The sequence below is a fragment of the Pseudorhodoferax sp. LjRoot39 genome, from assembly GCF_964253035.1.
GTDB lineage: Bacteria > Pseudomonadota > Gammaproteobacteria > Burkholderiales > Burkholderiaceae_C > Pseudorhodoferax.
On the sequence record NZ_CAXUQL020000001.1, the window covers coordinates 3,465,026 to 3,482,356 of the forward strand.

At 70.4% G+C, this 17,331-nt stretch carries 16 protein-coding genes; 11 read left to right on the forward strand and 5 right to left on the reverse strand.

Going from position 1 to position 17,331, the window contains the following annotated elements:
- Window positions 1-6 precede the first annotated feature (6 nt).
- Window positions 7-1,032 carry a LacI family DNA-binding transcriptional regulator gene (locus ACSQ4M_RS16165; RefSeq protein WP_436190464.1) on the reverse strand — a complete coding sequence of 342 codons (1,026 nt, stop codon included), beginning with the start codon at window positions 1,030-1,032 and terminating at the stop codon, window positions 7-9.
- A gap of 173 nt (window positions 1,033-1,205) precedes the next feature.
- Here ACSQ4M_RS16165 and ACSQ4M_RS16170 point away from each other — a divergent pair, with 173 nt between their 5' ends.
- Genes ACSQ4M_RS16170 through ACSQ4M_RS16185 form a run of 4 tightly spaced genes read left to right on the forward strand, consistent with a single transcriptional unit; the run spans window position 1,206 to window position 4,558 of the window.
- A complete protein-coding gene (locus ACSQ4M_RS16170) occupies window positions 1,206-1,715 on the forward strand; it encodes a gluconokinase (RefSeq protein WP_436190465.1) in 510 nt (169 codons plus the stop codon).
- A gap of 47 nt (window positions 1,716-1,762) precedes the next feature.
- Window positions 1,763-2,212, forward strand: coding sequence for a TRAP transporter small permease (locus ACSQ4M_RS16175; protein ID WP_436194022.1), 450 nt, complete (start codon window positions 1,763-1,765; stop codon window positions 2,210-2,212).
- Window positions 2,209-3,501 (forward strand): TRAP transporter large permease, encoded by a 1,293-nt coding sequence (locus ACSQ4M_RS16180; protein WP_436190466.1) that lies wholly within the window; start codon window positions 2,209-2,211, stop codon window positions 3,499-3,501. The genes ACSQ4M_RS16175 and ACSQ4M_RS16180 overlap by 4 nt, the downstream gene beginning before the upstream one ends.
- A 37-nt stretch (window positions 3,502-3,538) precedes the next feature.
- The gene (locus ACSQ4M_RS16185) at window positions 3,539-4,558 is read left to right on the forward strand and encodes a TRAP transporter substrate-binding protein (RefSeq protein WP_436190467.1); all 1,020 of its coding nucleotides are present in this window, start codon (window positions 3,539-3,541) and stop codon (window positions 4,556-4,558) included.
- 30 nt (window positions 4,559-4,588) lie between these two features.
- Here ACSQ4M_RS16185 and argH read toward each other — a convergent pair whose 3' ends face one another.
- Window positions 4,589-5,986 carry an argininosuccinate lyase gene (gene argH / locus ACSQ4M_RS16190; protein ID WP_436190468.1) on the reverse strand — a complete coding sequence of 466 codons (1,398 nt, stop codon included), beginning with the start codon at window positions 5,984-5,986 and terminating at the stop codon, window positions 4,589-4,591.
- A gap of 100 nt (window positions 5,987-6,086) precedes the next feature.
- On the opposite strand from argH, the gene ACSQ4M_RS16195 reads away from it, so the two are divergent.
- The 3 genes from ACSQ4M_RS16195 to ACSQ4M_RS16205 all read left to right on the forward strand — a co-directional run bounded on the left by ACSQ4M_RS16195 (window position 6,087) and on the right by ACSQ4M_RS16205 (window position 9,806).
- Window positions 6,087-7,124 (forward strand): sensor histidine kinase, encoded by a 1,038-nt coding sequence (locus tag ACSQ4M_RS16195; RefSeq protein ID WP_436190469.1) that lies wholly within the window; start codon window positions 6,087-6,089, stop codon window positions 7,122-7,124.
- 25 nt (window positions 7,125-7,149) lie between these two features.
- Window positions 7,150-7,890 (forward strand): LytR/AlgR family response regulator transcription factor, encoded by a 741-nt coding sequence (locus ACSQ4M_RS16200; RefSeq protein WP_436190470.1) that lies wholly within the window; start codon window positions 7,150-7,152, stop codon window positions 7,888-7,890.
- A 104-nt stretch (window positions 7,891-7,994) separates the two neighbouring features.
- Window positions 7,995-9,806, forward strand: coding sequence for a methyl-accepting chemotaxis protein (locus ACSQ4M_RS16205; protein WP_436190471.1), 1,812 nt, complete (start codon window positions 7,995-7,997; stop codon window positions 9,804-9,806).
- A gap of 19 nt (window positions 9,807-9,825) precedes the next feature.
- Here the strand turns inward: ACSQ4M_RS16205 and recJ are convergent, their stop codons facing one another.
- Window positions 9,826-11,544, reverse strand: coding sequence for a single-stranded-DNA-specific exonuclease RecJ (gene recJ, locus ACSQ4M_RS16210; protein ID WP_436190472.1), 1,719 nt, complete (start codon window positions 11,542-11,544; stop codon window positions 9,826-9,828).
- Window positions 11,541-12,476, reverse strand: coding sequence for a phosphoglycerate mutase (locus tag ACSQ4M_RS16215; protein WP_436190473.1), 936 nt, complete (start codon window positions 12,474-12,476; stop codon window positions 11,541-11,543). Before ACSQ4M_RS16215 ends, recJ begins: the two co-directional genes overlap by 4 nt.
- A 59-nt stretch (window positions 12,477-12,535) precedes the next feature.
- Between ACSQ4M_RS16215 and ACSQ4M_RS16220 the strand changes: the two genes are divergently transcribed.
- On the forward strand, window positions 12,536-13,792 hold the full coding sequence (locus ACSQ4M_RS16220; RefSeq protein ID WP_436190474.1) for a lipoprotein-releasing ABC transporter permease subunit: 1,257 nt from the start codon (window positions 12,536-12,538) through the stop codon (window positions 13,790-13,792).
- Window positions 13,785-14,489, forward strand: coding sequence for a lipoprotein-releasing ABC transporter ATP-binding protein LolD (gene lolD / locus ACSQ4M_RS16225; RefSeq protein ID WP_436190475.1), 705 nt, complete (start codon window positions 13,785-13,787; stop codon window positions 14,487-14,489). The genes ACSQ4M_RS16220 and lolD overlap by 8 nt, the downstream gene beginning before the upstream one ends.
- Here the strand turns inward: lolD and ACSQ4M_RS16230 are convergent.
- Entirely contained in the window at window positions 14,486-15,211 is a 726-nt protein-coding gene (locus ACSQ4M_RS16230; RefSeq protein ID WP_436190476.1) for a glutathione binding-like protein, read from the reverse strand. The genes lolD and ACSQ4M_RS16230 overlap by 4 nt on opposite strands.
- Before the next feature lie 154 nt (window positions 15,212-15,365).
- On the opposite strand from ACSQ4M_RS16230, the gene ACSQ4M_RS16235 reads away from it, so the two are divergent.
- Both ACSQ4M_RS16235 and ACSQ4M_RS16240 read left to right on the forward strand, forming a co-directional pair.
- Window positions 15,366-16,214 carry an N-formylglutamate amidohydrolase gene (locus tag ACSQ4M_RS16235; protein ID WP_436190477.1) on the forward strand — a complete coding sequence of 283 codons (849 nt, stop codon included), beginning with the start codon at window positions 15,366-15,368 and terminating at the stop codon, window positions 16,212-16,214.
- Entirely contained in the window at window positions 16,214-17,329 is a 1,116-nt protein-coding gene (locus ACSQ4M_RS16240) for an NAD(P)/FAD-dependent oxidoreductase (RefSeq protein WP_436190478.1), read from the forward strand. The genes ACSQ4M_RS16235 and ACSQ4M_RS16240 overlap by 1 nt, the downstream gene beginning before the upstream one ends.
- Window positions 17,330-17,331 lie beyond the last annotated feature (2 nt).

The window sequence follows — 17,331 nt, forward strand, 5'->3', positions numbered from 1 at the left end:
ACGGCCTCAGGTGCTGGCGCGCACCACCAACTCGAAGCCCAGGTCCACGGTGTGGCTGGGCGGACGGCCGCCCTGCATCAGCGTCAGCAGCATGCCGGCACCGGCGTTGCCGATTTCCGCGCGCGGCGTGCGCACGGAGCTCAGCGGCGGCAGCATCTGCTCGTTGCCGGTCAGGTCGTTGAAACCGGCGATGGCCACCTCGCGGGGTACCGCGACGCGCAGCCGCATGGCGGCCAGCAGTGCGCCCTGGGCCAGGTCGTCGTTGCAGAAGAAGACCGCGTCCACGGCGGGCCGGTGCGCGGCGATCTGCTCGAACAGCAAGGCCCCCAGTGCCAGCGAGGAGGGCGCGGGGTTGCGCCACTCCAGCACCGGGTCGTACAGGCCGGCCTGCGTGAGCGCCGCGCGCCAGCCCGACAGGCGCTGCAGCGTGCGCGCATCGAGCTGCGCCGCCGCGAACGCGATGCGCCGCCGCCCGCTGTCGAGCAGGTGGCGGGTCATCGCCGCGGCGGCATCGGCCTGGCCAAAGCCCACGCTGTAGACCTCGGGCTCGGTCGACAGCTCCATCAGGTGCACGCAGGGCACGCCGCTGTGGGCGATCAGCGCGCGCGTGGCCGGCGTGCGCTCCAGCCCCGTCACCATCAGGCCGGCGGGGCGGTGCAGCAGGTGCTCGCGCAGCAGCAGCTCCTCCTCGTTGGCGTCGTAGTGGGTGATGCCGATCAGCGTCTGGTAGCCGGCCGGGCGCAGCCGCCGTTGGATCGCCTCGACCATGTCCACGAACAAGGCATTGGAGAGCATGGGGATCAGCACCGCCACATGGGTGCTGCGCCGCGAGGCCAGCGCGCGGGCCGCGGGGTCGGGCACATAGCCCAGCTTGAGGGCCGAGGCGCGCACGCGCTCGACCAGCTCGGGTGCGACCGCGCGCTCGCCGCGCAGCGCGCGCGACACGGTGATCGGGCTCACGCCCGCCGCATGGGCGACATCGTCCAGGGTCACCCGACCTGTGGAACGCGCGCGTGGAACAGAACTGGCCATGGGCCGCGGAGCATACGTGAAGGCCGCCCCCCGGGTTATCCCGGAGTCGGCGCCGGATCGATTTTCGATAGGATAGCGCTGTCCAAAGACATGGATGGCTCTTGTTGCATATGCGACAAACTATGTTATGCCGATGTCTTTCTTTTTTGACTTTGCGGGATAGCGCTATCCAAATGGTTGACGGCTTGGTGGTGATGGGGGTGGCCGGTTGCGGCAAGTCCAGCCTGGGGGCGCTGGTCGCGCAATCCGAGCGGGCGGTATTGATCGAGGGCGACAGCTTCCACAGCGAAGCCAGCCGCCACAAGATGAGCCAGGGCATTGCGCTGACCGATGCCGACCGCCAGGACTGGCTGGCTACGCTGGGTGAGCAGCTGGCAGCCCATGCCGAAGGCGGCGTGGTGCTGACCTGCTCGGCGCTGCGGCGGGCCTACCGCGAGCGGCTGCGCCAGGCCTTGCCTGGCCTGCGCTTCGCCTACCTGGACATCGCGCGCGACGACGCGCTGGCCCGCGTGCAGGCGCGCGCAGCCACGCACTTTTTTTCCTCCTCGCTGGTGGACAGCCAGTTCGCCACGCTGGAGGTGCCGACCGGCGAACCCGGCGTGCTTCGCCTGGATGCCACCGCGCCGCTCGCACAACTTCAACAAGAGATCCACGCATGGCTGAGCCAACCCCTGACGCGCTGACCGCCGGCGCTCCCGCGAACGGCATCGAGCGCTTGCTCTACCGCGTGATGGCGGCCTGCCTGGGCGTGATGGCGCTGGCGGTGTTCCTGAACGTGGTGCTGCGCTACGGCTTCGGCGGCGGCGTGGCCGCCAGCGAGGAGCTGTCGCGCCTGTTGTTCATCTGGGTGGTGTTCATCGGCGCCACGCTCGCCTACCGCAGCGGCGAGCACATGGCTTTCACGGGCCTGGTGGGCCTGCTGCGCACACGACCGGCGGCCTTCCGTGCCGCCACCACCGTGATCCGCCTGCTGGTGCTGCTGGCCTGCGTGCTGCTGGCGCGCGGCGCCTGGCAGCAGGTGCTGGTGGGGCTGGGTAGCCACTCCGTCGTGCTCGGCTACTCCACGGCGCTGCAGCCGCTGCCGGCGCTGCTGTGCGCGGTGGCCATCGGCGCGATGGCCTGCATGGAACTGCTGCGCGGCACGCCGCTGCAGCTGGGCCACGGCGCGGAGGTCGAATGAGCCCGGAAGCACTTGCCTTCGTGGTCTTCACCGTCGGCATGCTGGCGCTGATGGGCATCGGCATGAACATGGGCCTGGCCCTGGTGCTGACCGGCGCCGGCATGGCCTGGGCGCTGGACTTCTGGGACACCCAATTGCTGGCGCAGAACCTGGTGGCCGGTGTCGACAGCTTCCCGCTGCTGGCCGTGCCCTTCTTCATCCTGGCCGGCGAGCTCATGAACGCCGGCGGCATCAGCCGGCGCATCATCGACATGGCGCAGGCCTGGGTCGGCCACATCCGTGGCGGGCTGGGTTTCGTGGCCATTGGCGCGGCCGTGCTGATGGCCAGCATGAGCGGCTCGGCGCTGGCCGACACGGCGGCGCTGGCCACCATCCTGCTGCCGATGATGCGCAGGCAGGGCTACCCGATGCCGACCTCGGCGGGCCTGATCGCCTCGGGCGGCATCATTGCGCCCATCATCCCGCCGTCGATGCCGCTGATCATCTACGGCGTCACGACCAACACCTCGATCTCCTCGCTGTTCCTGGCCGGCATCGTGCCGGGCCTCATCATGGGCCTGGGCCTGATCCTTGCGTGGAAGCTCACGATGCGCAAGCTGGACCTGCCCGCGGGCCAGGCCCTGCCCCTGGGCGAACGCCTGCGTGCCACGGGCCGCGCGTTCTGGGCGCTGCTGATGCCGATCATCATCATCGGCGGCATGAAGACCGGCGTGTTCACGCCGACCGAGGCCGCCGTGGTGGCCGCGTTCTACGCGCTGTTCGTCGCGCTCGTGGTGCACCGCGAGATGCGACTGCGCGAGATCGAGAGCGTGCTGGTGCGCGCCGCCAAGACCACCGCCATCGTGATGTTCCTGTGCGCGGGCGCCCAGGTGGCCAGCTACATGATCACGCTGGCCGACCTGCCCGGCGTGCTGGGCAACTGGCTCGGCCCGCTGGTGCAGCACCCCCGCACGCTGATGCTCGTGATGATGCTGGTGCTGATCCTGATCGGCACGGCGCTGGACCTCACGCCCACCATCCTGATCCTGGCGCCCGTGATGCTGCCCATCGCGGTGAAGGCCGGCATCGATCCGGTCTACTTCGGCCTGATGTTCGTGCTGAACGGCACCATCGGCCTCATCACGCCGCCGGTGGGCACCGTGCTCAACGTGGTGGCGGGCGTCGGACGCATGTCGCTCGTCGACGTGATCCGCGGCGTCAATCCCTTCCTGCTCACGTACACGCTGATCCTGTTCACGTTCGTGCTGTTCCCCCAGCTCGTCATCGCGCCCATCGCGTGGTTCCGCTGACCGGCTTTTCCCGTTCATCCATCCAAGGAGACTCCCCATGAAATTCGTGCGTCGCACGCTGGTATTGGCGGCCGCCGCCGCAGCCGTGGCCGTTGGCGGCATCGCCTCGGCCCAGGACATCAAGCCGCGCATCATCCGCTTCGGCTACGGCCTGAACGAAGACAGCAACCAGGGCCGCGCCGCCAAGGTGTTCGCCCAGGCCGTCGAGAAGGCCTCTGGCGGCAAGATGCGCGTGCGCGCCATCGGCGCCGCCGCGCTCGGCCCGGACACGCAGATGCAGCAGGCGCTGGTCGGCGGCGCGCAGGAGATGATGGTCGGCTCCACCGCCACGCTGGTCGGCATCACCAAGGAAATGGCGTTGTGGGACACGCCCTTCCTGTTCAACAACACCAGGGAGGCCGACGCCGTGCTGGACGGCCCGATCGGCCAGAAGGTGATGGACCAGCTGCAGGCCAAGGGCCTGGTCGGGCTGGCCTACTGGGAGAACGGCTTTCGCAACCTGACCAACAGCACGCGCCCGGTCGCCAAGCTCGAAGACCTCAGCGGCATCAAGCTGCGCGTGATGCAGAACAACGTCTACCTGGACAGCTTCAAGCAACTCGGCGCCAATGCCGTGCCGCTGCCGTTCTCCGAACTCTTCAGCGCGCTCGAGACCAAGACCGTCGACGGCCAGGAGAACCCCTACAACACCATCCTGTCCAGCAAGTTCTACGAGGTGCAGAAATACCTCAGCGTGACCAACCACGTCTACAGCCCCTGGATCATGCTGGTCAGCAAGAAGTGGTGGGACCAGCTGTCCAAGGACGAGCAGAAGGTGCTGCGCGACGCCGCCATCGCCAGCCGCGATGCCGAGCGCATCGACACGCGCAGCGAGGGCGCCCGCGCCTTGTCCGACCTCAAGGCCAAGGGCATGCAGATCAACGAGCTGCCGGCCAGCGAGGCCGCGCGCATGCGCGACAAGCTGACGCAGGTCAACGCCGGCATCGCCACCACGGTGGGCATGGACCTGTGGAACGAAACCCAGGCGGCGCTGGCCGCCCTGCGCACCAGGAAGTAAGGCGCTGAGCGCCGGCGGGCGCGCTGCCGGTCAGCCCAGCCGTGACCGGTGGCGCGCGATCTGCGCCCTGACCTGGCTGGGTGCCGTGCCGCCCAGCGTGCTGCGGGCCTCCAGCGAACCGCGCAGGCTCATCACGTCGAATACGTCCTTCTCGATGGCCGGGTGGAAGCCCTGCAGCACCGTGAGCGGCAGCTCCGACAGGTCGCAGGCATGCGACTGTGCGGCCTTGACCGCATGGGCCACGGTCTCGTGCGCGTCGCGGAAGGGCAGGCCCTTCTTGACCAGGTAGTCCGCCAGGTCGGTGGCCGTGGCATAGCCGCGCGCGGCGGCCTGTTCCATGGCCGCGGGCACGACGGTGATGCCGCCCACCATCTCGGCGAAGATGCGCAGCGTGTCCTTCAAGGTGTCCACCGTGTCGAACAGCGGCTCCTTGTCTTCCTGGTTGTCCTTGTTGTAGGCCAGCGGCTGGCCCTTCATGAGCGTGATGAGGCCCATCAGGTGGCCGACCACGCGGCCGGTCTTGCCGCGCGCCAGTTCCGGCACGTCCGGGTTCTTCTTCTGCGGCATGATGGAGCTGCCGGTGGTGAAGCGGTCGGCGATCTTGATGAAGCCGAAGTTCTGGCTCATCCACAGGATCAGCTCCTCGCTGAAGCGGCTGATGTGCACCATGGCCAGGCTGGCGGCGGCGGTGAACTCGATGGCGAAGTCGCGGTCGCTCACGGCGTCCAGGCTGTTCTGGCAGACCTCGTCCATGCCCAGCGTCCTGGCCACGCGCTCGCGGTCCAGCGGGTAGCTGGTGCCGGCCAGCGCGGCCGCGCCCAGCGGCAGGCGGTTGGTGCGGCGGCGCACGTCGGCCATGCGCTCGGCATCGCGCGCGAACATCTCCACGTAGGCCAGCATGTGGTGGCCGAAGCTCACGGGCTGGGCCACCTGCAGGTGCGTGAAGCCGGGCAGGATCACGTCCACGTTCTGCTCGGCGATGCCGACCAGGGCCTTCTGCAGGTCCGTCAGCAGGCCGGCGATCAGGTCGATCTCGCCGCGCAGCCACAGGCGCACGTCGGTGGCGACCTGGTCGTTGCGGCTGCGGCCCGTGTGCAGGCGCTTGCCGGCGTCGCCGACCAACTGCGTGAGGCGGGCCTCGATGTTCAGGTGCACGTCTTCCAGGTCGAGCTTCCAGTCGAACTGGCCGGACTCGATCTCGGCTGTGATCTGCGCCATGCCCTTCTGGATGGACGCCAGGTCGGCATCGGAGATCACCTTCTGCGCGGCCAGCATCTCGGCATGCGCCAGGCTGCCGGCGATGTCGGCCTGCCACAGGCGCTTGTCGAAAAAGACGCTGGAGGTGTAGCGCTTGACCAGGTCGCTCATGGGCTCGGAGAACAGCGCGGACCAGGCCTGGGACTTCTGGTCGAGTTGGTTGTGGGACATGGAATGCCGTCGGCTCAAGGGGAGAGGGAGCAGGCTGGGGGCGGGCGGTGCCGCCGTGCGGAGCGGTGCACCATAATCGAACGCCGCCCGCAGCCTGCGCATGAAGGATCCGCAAATTTTATCGACCTTCCAGGAGCCCCTGGCCCCGCCGCAGCGGGGCCGCGCGAGTTCGGTCCTGGTCTTCGACGCCTGCCACCCCGGGGTGGTGCTGCGCGCCATCCTGTTCGTGGAAGCCGTGATGGCCGTGGGCGCCATGTTCGGCAGCGACGACCCCCTGCAATGGGCCGAGCGGCTGGCCTTGTTGACCGCCGGCGCGCTGCCGGCCACGCTGCTGTGGCTGCTGCTGGCCTGCAGCTTCAAGCAGCGCCTGGGACGCCTGGGCCGCCAGGCGCACTACCCGGTGGGCGTGGTGCTGGGCGTGCTGGCTGGCCTGGCGGCCTGCGCGGTGCTGGCCGGCATTGGCGTCACGGCCAACCCGCCCTGGCTGGCCTGCGCGGTCACGGGCCTGCTGCTGTCGGTGCTGCTGGTGGCCGGCCTCGGGCTGCGCGCGCGGGCACGCACGCCGGCGGCCACCACGGCGCTGCTGGCCGAACTGCAGGCACGCATCCGGCCGCATTTCCTGTTCAACACGCTCAACAGCGCGATCGCGCTGGTGCGGGCCGAGCCGGCCAAGGCCGAGGCGTTGCTGGAAGACCTGTCGGACCTGTTCCGCCATGTGCTCAAGAACCCCGGCGAGTCGGTCACGCTGGCCGAGGAGATCGCGCTGGCCGAGCGCTACCTGGCCATCGAGCAGGTGCGCTTCGGCAACCGGCTGCGCGTGCAGTGGTCGCTCGATCCGGCCGCCGACCAGGTGCGGCTGCCGCCGCTCCTGTTGCAACCGCTGGTGGAGAACGCCGTCAAGCACGGCGTGGAACCCAGCGACAGGGGCGCGGACATTCGCATCGCCAGCGAGCGGCGCGGCGACACCGTGCGCATCACGGTGGTCAACACGGTGCCGGCCGGGCAGGGTGCCAGCGGCCACGGCGTGGCGCTGGACAATGTGCGCACCCGGCTCGGCCTGCTGCACGATGTGCGCGGCAGCTTCCGGGCCGGACTGCGCTACGGCGTGTTCCGCGTCCGCATCGAGGTGCCGGCATGAACGACAACGAGGAACGGAACAAGCCATGGCCTTGCGTGTGTTGATCGTCGACGACGAACCCCTGGCGCGTACCCGCTTGCGCACGCTGCTGGGTGACTGCCATGCGCCCGCGGCGATGGTCTGCGGCGAGGCCGGCAATGCGAGCGAGGCCCTGGTGCTGCTGCAGCGCGAGCGCTTCGACCTGGCGCTGCTGGACATCCACATGCCGGGCAGCGACGGCCTGGTGCTGGCCAACACGCTGCGCGCGCTGCCGGCGCCGCCAGCCGTGGTGTTCGTGACGGCCTATGCCCAGCATGCGCTGCAGGCCTTCGACGTGGAGGCCATCGACTACCTGACCAAGCCCGTGCGCCTGCAGCGGCTGCAGCATGCGCTGCAGAAGGTCGAGCGCCTGCGCGGCCTGGCCGGCCAGCCGGCCGAGGCGGATGCCGAAGCTTTCATCCTGATCCAGGATCGCGGCCGCACCGAACGCGTGCCGCTGGCCCAGATCCTGTACCTCAAGGCCGAACTCAAGTACGTGACGGTGCGCACCTTGGCGCGCAGCTACATCCTGGACGGCGCCCTGAACGAACTGGAGACGCGCCACCGCCTGCACTTCGTGCGCGTGCACCGCAACGCGCTGGTGGCGCGCAAGGCGCTGCGGGCGCTCGAGAAACACCACGACCCGGAGGAAGGCGAGGGTTGGGCGGTGCGCCTGCACGGTCTGGACGAGCCGCTGGCAGTTTCGCGCCGGCAATTGGCGGCCGTGCGCGAGGTGCTGGCCGGCTGATCCTGCGCGATGGAAGGTGCCGTTCGGCCATTTCTTCCCCCTAAACTGCGTACGAATTAGCGCATCGAGTGCGCAAATTCAGTGTGCCGACCAGGGAAGACAACATGAAGTGGAACGACATCGGGGTGGGACGCCGGCTGTGGCTGGTGGTGCTGGGTCTGCTGGTCGCCGTGCTGGCGATTGCCGCCTGGGCCCAAGTCCGCTCGGCCGATGCGATGGACGGCGCACTGCGCGTGGTGCAGGCCTACGAGGGGCGGATCTCCGATGCGATCCGCTGGCGCGGGCTCACCGAAACGGCCACCAACATGGTCGAGGGCAGCGCCCTCACCAGCGATGCGGAGCTGGTCAAGCTGTACGACGGCCGGGTCAAGGGCTTGATCGCACAGATCACGGAACTGCAGGAGCGCATCACCAAGGCCAGCACCACCGAGGAAAGCAAGGCGGCGATGCAGACCATTGCCGACCGGCGCGCCATCGTGCTGACCCAGACGGCGCGCATCGGCGAGCTCTGGAAGAACGGCAGCGACATGAAGGCGTTTGTCGACCGCGACTTCCGCCCGGCCATCAACGCCTACCTCAAGGCATTGGACGATTTCGTGACCGTGCAGGAAAACCTGCGCGACCGCGCACGGGAGGCGGCCCAGGAGGAGCGCCGCACCAGTTCGTTCATGGGCCTGGCGATGATCGGCCTGGTGTTCCTGGCCGGCATCGGTCTGACCGTGGCGCTGGTGCGCTCCATCGTGCGGCCGCTGGAGCGCGCGCTGAAGGCAGCCGACGCCATCGCCAGCGGCGACCTCACGCAGCGCCTGGACGATGCGCGCCGCGACGAGTTCGGACGGTTGCTGCGCGCGCTCTCGGCCATGACCGAGCGGCTGCGCGGCCTGGTCAGCGAGGTGCGCAACGGTGTCGAATCGGTGTCCACCGCCTCGACGGAGATCGCCAGCGGCAACCACGATTTGTCGGCGCGCACCGAACAGACCGCCTCGAACCTGCAGCAGACGGCGGCCAGCATGGAGGAGTTGACCAGCACCGTCACGCAGTCGGCCGACACCGCACGCCAGGCCAACCAGCTGGCCAGCACGGCCGCCCAGGCCGCCACCCAGGGTGGCGAGATCGTGGGCCAGGTGGTGCGCAGCATGCAGGACATCAGCGAGGCCTCGCGCAAGATCGCCGACATCATCGGCACCATCGATGCCATCGCCTTCCAGACCAACATCCTGGCCCTGAACGCGGCGGTGGAAGCCGCGCGTGCCGGCGAGCAGGGCCGCGGCTTCGCGGTCGTGGCCTCCGAGGTGCGCGCGCTGGCCGGGCGCTCGGCCGAGGCGGCCAAGGAAATCAAGGCGCTGATCAACGCCTCGGTGCAGACCGTGGAGACCGGCTCGGCCCAGGTCGAGCATGCCGGCTCGTCGATGCAGGAGATCGTGGCCAGCGTGCGCCGCGTGAGCGACCTGATCGGCGAGATCAGCGCCTCGTCCACCGAGCAGCGCGACGGCATCGCGCAAGTCAACCAGGCGGTCACACAGCTGGACCAGATGACGCAGCAGAACGCCGCCCTGGTGGAAGAGTCGGCCGCCGCGGCATCCGGCCTCAAGGAGCAGGCACAGCGGCTGTCCGAGGTGGTGGCCGTGTTCAACGTCGGCAGCGGAGCGGTGCCGGCGCTGGCGCCGCGCGCGGCCGTGGTGGCCGCGCCCGCGGCGCCTATCCCCGCCAAGCGGCCAGCGCCGGCGGTGGCGGCGCCCGCCGCCAAGCGCCTGGGGGCGGCCGCGTCTGCAGCGCCCAAGCTTGCGCCCAAGGCAGTGTCCAAGCCACCCGCCCGGCCGGTGGCGGCCAAGACCCTGGCCGCCCCCGTACGCACAGCACCGGCCGCCAAGCCCAAGCCCGGGCCCGCCGAAGAAGGCGAGTGGGAGAGCTTCTGAGGTCGACGGCCGGCCGACCTCAGCCGGCCATGCCTTCCACCAGGAAGCGCACGCGCCGCTGACCCTGCCACTCGTCGGCGTCGAGCCGGAAGGCCAGCACGGCGCGGTTGGGCAAGGGCTCCACGCGGCCGAACCAGATGCCGTCCACCGGCTGGCCCTGGTGGCGCAGCTTGAGCGCCAGGTGGCGCTCGCCGACCAGGCGCTGCGAGACGATCTCCACCTCCTCGCTGAAGGTCGGCGCGGCAAAGCCCTGGCCCCAGACCTCGCGGTGCAGCGTGTCGACCATCTCGGCACGCCGGTACTCGGGTGCCAGCGGGCCGTCGGTGTCGAGCCGGCGTGTCAGCGCGGCCTCGTCCAGCCACTCGCGCGCGATGGTGCGCAGCCCGGCCTCGAACTCGGGCCAGCGCTCGGCCGCCACCGTGCAGCCGGCCGCCATGGCGTGGCCGCCGAAGCGCAGCAGCACGCCGGGGTGGCGCTTGGCCAGCAGGTCCAGCGCGTCACGCAGGTGAAACCCCGGGATCGAGCGGCCCGAGCCCTTGATCTCGCCCTCGTGGCCCGGTGCGCGCGAGGCGGCGAAGACGAAGCAGGGCCGGTGCAGCCGGTCCTTCAGGCGCGAGGCCACGATGCCCACCACACCCTCGTGGAACGCCGGGTCGTAGACGCTGATGGCGGGCGGCGGCTCCTCGCCCTCGCCGAACAGGGATTCGGCGACCAGCTCGGCCTGCTCGCGCATGTCGGTTTCGATGCTGCGGCGCTCGCGGTTGATCGCGTCCAGCGTGCGGGCGAGTTCGTTGGCACGGCCGGCATCGTCGGTCAGCAGGCATTCGATGCCCAGCGTCATGTCGGCCAGCCGCCCGGCGGCGTTGATGCGCGGGCCCAGTGCGAAGCCGAAGTCGAAGCCAGTGGCCTGGCTGCTCTTGCGGCCTGCCGCGTCGAACAGCGCGGCCACACCGGCTGGCATCTGGCCGGCGCGGATGCGGCGCAGGCCCTGGGCCACGAGGCGGCGGTTGTTGGCATCGAGCTTGACCACGTCGGCCACGGTGCCGAGCGCGACCAGCGGCAGCAGCGCGTCGAGCTTGGGCTGGGGGCGGTCGGCGAAGGCGCCTCGTGCGCGCAGTTCGGCGCGCAGCGCCAGCAGCACGTAGAACATCACGCCGACCCCGGCCATGCACTTGCTCGTGAAGCCGCAGGCCGGCTGGTTCGGGTTGACGATGACCTCGGCCTCGGGCAGCGCAGGCGCGGGCAGGTGGTGGTCGGTCACGAGCACTGCAAGGCCCAGCGCGCGTGCGTGGGCAACGCCTTCGATGCTGGCGATGCCGTTGTCCACGGTGACCAGCAGGTCGGCGCCGCGCGCATGCACGCGCTCGGCGATGGGGGCGGTCAGGCCGTAGCCATCGACCACGCGGTCGGGCACCAGGTAGTCCACCTGGCGCGCGCCCAGCAGGCGCAGCCCGCGCACGGCCACGGCGCAGGCGGTGGCGCCGTCGCAGTCGTAGTCGGCCACGATGCAGATGCGCGCATCGCGCGCGATGGCATCGGCCAGCAGCCGCGCCGCGGCGTCGGCGCCGAGCAGGCCCTGCGGGCCGGTCGGCGGCAGCAGTTTGGCCAGGCCATCGTCGAGTTCGTCGAAGGCCTGCACGCCGCGTGCGGCGAACAGCCGTGCCAGCAGTGGGTGCACGCCAGCCTGCTCCAGTGTCCAGGCCGCGCGCGGCGGCACATCGCGGGTGCGGATCTTCACAGGCCCTCCAGCAGCTGGGCCAGTTGCGGCTTGCGCCAGCTGGCCAGCCAGCGCGCCAGCGCGCCGCGCGGCCGGCCGTCGAAGCGGCGGCTGCCCTGCGGGCCGCACAGCGTCAACGCCACGGGCTCGCCAGCGCGCAGGCGCTGCAGCAGTGGCGCGCAGTGCGTCGCGTCGATCTGCTGCCAGGCGGCGGTCCAGCTGGCCCAGTCGCCCTGGCGCGCACTGGTGCGCAACGCGTCCACGACCTGCACGGCGGGCGGGCGGGGCGGCGTGGCTGGCCAGCTGCCGCAACCGCTGATCCACAGCGCGTTGACGGTCACCAGGCGCTGGGTCTCGCGCGCGTCGTTGACGGGATGGGTGTAGAGCAGCATCTGCATCTCGTTCTGCAGGCGGCGCAGCAGCGGGCTGGTGGGCAGCCAGGCGTTCAGGTTGTCCTCGCCCAACACGCGTTCGGGCGAAGCGGTGGCCAGGCCGGCGAAGGGCGCGCCATGGGCGAGCCAGCGGCCATCCTGCCAGCGCTCGACCACGATGCCGTCCTCGGCCAGGTAGGGCGCCATGCTGGCCATCAGGGCCTCGGCCTGGCCGGCCGGCAGGGCCAGGGCCGCCGGATCCGTGAGGCGCACCTGGTTCATGCCGACCTCGAGGTGGCAGGGCGTCAGGAAAGCCCAGTCCTGCGCGGACGGCAGGCCGGCCGCCACGGCCGCAGCAGCGGCCCAGGGCAGGCGGCCGTCGTCGCCGGCCAGGCCTGCGGCCTGGGCCAGCGCGCGTTCGGCGGGTGTGTCCAGCGCGTCGTCGGGCAGGCGTTCCAAGGGGGCGGGGGGCAGTTCGGCCAGCAGGGCGGACAGGGCCGGCAGCTGGAGCGTGGCCAGCGCGTTGCGGCAGGCCGGTGCGTCGCTGGCGGCGTCGAGGATCATCAGGTGGGCCGAAGGCATGGGGGGATTGTCCGGGATGCCACAATCCCCGCTTTTTGCGGACGCCAAGCCCGCGCGCGATGCACCTTCCCTACGAACTGGCCGTCGGCTGGCGCTACACCCGCGCCGGCCGCGCGACGCGCCGCAACGGCTTCATCTCCTTCATCTCGGGCGTCTCCATGCTGGGCATCGCGCTCGGCGTGGCGGCGCTCATCATCGTGCTGTCGGTCATGAACGGCTTCCAGAAGGAAGTGCGCGACCGCATGCTGGGCGTGGTCTCGCACATCGAGATCTACGCGCCGCAGGGCCAGGCCATCCCCGATCCGAACAAGACCATGGAGGAGGCCAGGCGCAACCCCGCGGTCATCGGTGCCGCCCCCTTCATCGCCAGCCAGGCGCTGATCGCGCGCGGCGAGGACATGAAGGGCGCGCTGGTGCGCGGCATCGACCCGGCCACCGAGAGCCAGGTCACCGACGTGGCGGGCGGCGCGGGCGCCGCGGCCATCGCGCGGCTGGTGCCGGGCCAGTTCGGCATCGTGCTGGGGACGGACCTGGCGCGCAGCCTGGGCGTGCGCGAGGGCGACCCGGTCACGCTGGTCGCGCCGTCGGGTCAGGTCACGCCGGCCGGCGTGGTGCCGCGGCTCAAGCAGATGACGGTGGTGGGCCTGTTCAGTTCGGGCCACTACGAGTACGACTCGGCGCTGGCCATGGTGCACATCGAGGACGCGGCCCGGCTGTTCAGGCTGGAGGGACCGAGCGGCGTGCGGCTCAAGCTGCGCGACCTGCACCAGGCGCGCGAGGTCGCCTTCGAGCTGGCCCGCAGCCTGTCGGGCGATTTGCTGATCCGCGACTGGACGCGCCAGAACCAGACCTGGTTCGCGGCCGTGCAGCTGGAAAAACGCATGATGTTCATCATCCTGACGCTGATCGTGGCGGTGGCCGCCTTCAACCTGGTCAGCACCCTGGTCATGACCGTGACCGACAAGCGCGCCGACATCGCCATCCTGCGCACGCTGGGTGCCAGCCCGCGCAGCATCATGGGCATCTTCATGGTGCAGGGCGCCATGGTCGGCATCATCGGCACTTTCGCCGGGCTGGCCCTGGGCCTGGCCGTGGCCTACAACATCGACGTGATCGTGCCGGCGCTGGAAAAGCTGTTCCACGCCAGCTTCCTGCCGCGCGAGGTGTATTTGATCAACCGTATGCCCAGCGACCCGCAGCAGGGCGACATCCTGCCGATCGCCGTCATCTCCCTGATTCTGGCTTTCCTGGCCACCATTTATCCGAGCTGGCGGGCGAGCCGCGTGAACCCGGCCGAGGCGCTGCGCTATGAGTGATGCGATCAAATCTGCCGCCGCGGGCCAGCCCGTGCTACAGGCCCAGGGCCTGTCCAAGCGCTTCCACGAGGGCCGCATCGACCTGACGGTGCTGCAGGGCGTGGACCTCACGGTGCATGCCGGCGAGACCGTGGCCATCGTCGGCGCCTCGGGCTCGGGCAAGAGCACGCTGCTGCACCTGCTGGGCGGCCTGGACGCGCCGACCACGGGCCGCGTGCAGCTGGCCGGCCGGGACCTGGCCACGCTGAGCCCGGCCGCCCAGGGCGAACTGCGCAACCGCGAACTGGGCTTCGTCTACCAGTTCCACCACCTGCTGCCCGAGTTCAGTGCGCAGGACAACGTGGCCATGCCGCTGTGGATCCGGCGCCAGACACGCGAGGCCGCCGGGCAGGCCGCGGCTGCGATCCTGGCCGAGGTGGGGCTGGCCGAGCGCTTGGCGCACCGCCCGGCCGAGCTGTCGGGCGGCGAGCGCCAGCGCGTGGCGATCGCGCGGGCCCTGGTCGGCAAGCCGCGCTGCGTGCTGGCCGACGAGCCCACGGGCAACCTGGACCGCGGCACGGCCGAGGCCGTGTTCGGCATGATGCTGCGGCTGGCGCGCGAGCACGGCACGGCCTTCATCGTGGTCACGCACGACGAGTCGCTGGCCGCGCGCTGCGGCCGGCTGCTGCGGCTCAACCGCGGGGTGCTGGGCGGCTAGTCGCCCCAGCGCTGGCGCGCCACGCCCTGCGCGCCGGAACCGCTGCCGAACAATGCCTCGCGGGCGGCCTCGCTGAGCACCGGCGCGCGCAGCTCGCGGCCCAGGGCCAGGCCGCGCTGCACGCCCGGGCGTGACAGCACCATCTCGTACCAGCGGCCGATGTGGGCGAACGCCGACAGGTCGATGCGCTGGGCGTTGTGCATGCGGATCCAGGGCAGGATGGCGATGTCGGCGATGGAGAACTCCGCACCCGCCACGTGGCTGCCTGTCTGGCCGAGCTGGTGGTCCAGCACGCCGTACAGGCGGCGCAGCTTGTTGCCATAGCGTGTGATCGCATAGGGCACCTTTTCGCTCGCGTACTGCAGGAAGTGGCTGTTTTGCCCGGTCATGGGGCCGAGCCCGCCGACCTGCCACATGAGCCACTGCAGCACCTGCAGGCGCGCCAGATCGTCCGTGGGCAGGAAGCGCCCGGTCTTGCCGGCCAGGTAGACCAGGATGGCGCCGGCCTCACCGATCTGCATCGGTTCGCCCCCACCCAGAGGCTCCGGGTCGATGATGGCCGGCATCCTGTGGTGCGGATTGATCAAGGCCACGAACTCGGGCGTGAACTGTTCGCCGCGGCCGATGTTCACCGGCACCATGCGGTAGGGCAGGCCGCACTCCTCCAACATGATGGAGCATGTCCATCCGTTGGGCGTGGGCCAGTAGTGCAACTCGATCATGGAACCTTCACCAATGTGTACGACAGGACATCCCGGCGTGGGCCCCGCATGACGGATACAAGTATTCCATGTTTGGTTCCGCCCCCGTAGGACGGCAGGCCGAGGCGGGGGCGATGGGCGACTACGCCTCGGGCGTGCTGCACAATCCCGGCCCATGTCCGCCGCCCTCCTCACCACCGCGGGGACCACCCCGCTGGTTCTCGATTCCCCGCACAGCGGCACGGTCTATCCGGCCGACTTCGACCATGCTTGCGACCCCCTGGTGCTGCGCCGCGCCGAGGACACCCATGTCGAAAAGCTCTACGACTTCGCGCCGGCGCTGGGCGTGGCCTGGATCGAGGCGCTGTTTCCGCGCAGCTACCTGGACGCCAACCGCGACGTGACCGAGATCGACCAGGCGCTGCTGGAAGCGCCCTGGCCCGGCCCGGTGGCCACCGATGCGCGCGTGCTGTCCAAGGTGCGCCTGGGCAAGGGGCTGATCTGGCGCACCACCGACGAGGGCACGCCGCTGTATGCACGCCAGCTCACGGTGGCCGAGGTGCAGGCGCGCATCGCGCGCTGCTGGCAGCCCTACCACGCGGCCGTGAAGTCCGCCATAGCCGCCGCGCACGCGCGCCACGGCTACAGCCTGCATCTGAACTGCCACTCCATGCCGGCCGTAGCCTCGCGCTTCGCGACCGATTTCCCGGGTCTGGCCCATGCCGATTTCGTGGTCGGCGACCGCGACGGCAGCACGGCGGGCGCGGCGGTGTCTGCCCGCATCGTCGAGCACCTGCGCAGCCTGGGCTACGACGTGGCCCACAACCACCCCTACAAGGGCGTTGAGCTCGTGCGCCGCTATGGTGATCCCGCACAGCAGCGCCACAGCGTGCAGCTGGAAATCAACCGCAGGCTCTACATGGACGAGGACACGCTGGCCCTGCATGCGGGCGCCGAACCGCTCAAGGCCCACCTGCGGTCGCTGGTCGCGCTGCTGCTGGCCACCGATCCGAGGAGCCTGTGATGGACCGCGTCGATTGCGTCGTCATCGGCGCCGGGGTCGTGGGCCTGGCCGTGGCCCGTGCGCTGGCGCTGTCACCGGCCTTTGCGGGGCGCGAGTGCATGGTGCTGGAGTCGGCCGATGCCATCGGCACCGGCACCAGCTCGCGCAACAGCGAGGTGATCCATGCCGGCATCTACTACGCGGCCGGCTCGCTCAAGGCGCAGCTGTGCGTGCGCGGCAAGGCGCTGCTGTACGCCTACTGCGCCGAGCGCGGCATTGCCCACAGCCGCTGCGGCAAGCTCATCGTGGCCACCGACGAAGCCCAGGTCGCGCAACTGCAGGGCATCGTCGCCAAGGCCGCGGCCAACGGCGTGGACGACCTGGTGCTGCTGTCGGCCGATGAAGCCCGCGCGCTGGAGCCGCAGCTGCGCTGCACGGCGGCCATCCATTCGCCGTCCACCGGCATCGTCGACAGCCATGGACTGATGCTGGCGCTGCAGGGCGATTTCGAGAACGTCGGCGGCCTGGTGGCCCTGAACAGCGCGCTGGCGCAGGCGCGCTGCACGGCGGACGGCATCGTGCTGACCATGCTGGATGGCACCGAGCTGCTGGCCGGCGCCGTGGTCAATGCGGCCGGCCTGTCGGCGCAGGCACTGGCACGGCGCTTCGAGGGGCTGGATCCGGCCCATGTGCCGCCCAGCCATTTCGCCAAGGGCAACTACTTCACGCTGGCCGGCCGCGCGCCGTTCACGCGCTTGATCTATCCGGCACCCGAGGCGGCCGGTCTGGGCGTCCACCTGACGCTGGACCTGGGCGGCCAGGCCAAGTTCGGCCCCGACGTGCAGTGGGTGGACGACCCCGAGGATCTGGTCGTCGACCCGCGCCGCGGCGATGGCTTCTATGCCGAGGTGCGCAAGTACTGGCCTGGCTTGGCCGATGGCGCGCTGCAGCCGGGCTATGCCGGCATGCGGCCCAAGATCCAGGCGCCGCACGAGCCGGCGCGCGATTTCGTGCTGCAGGGCCCGGCCGTGCATGGCGTGCCGGGGCTGGTGAACCTGTTCGGCATCGAGTCGCCGGGGCTCACGAGTTCATTGGCCATCGGCGAGCAGGTCGCGCAGCTGCTGCAGCCGGCCTGAGG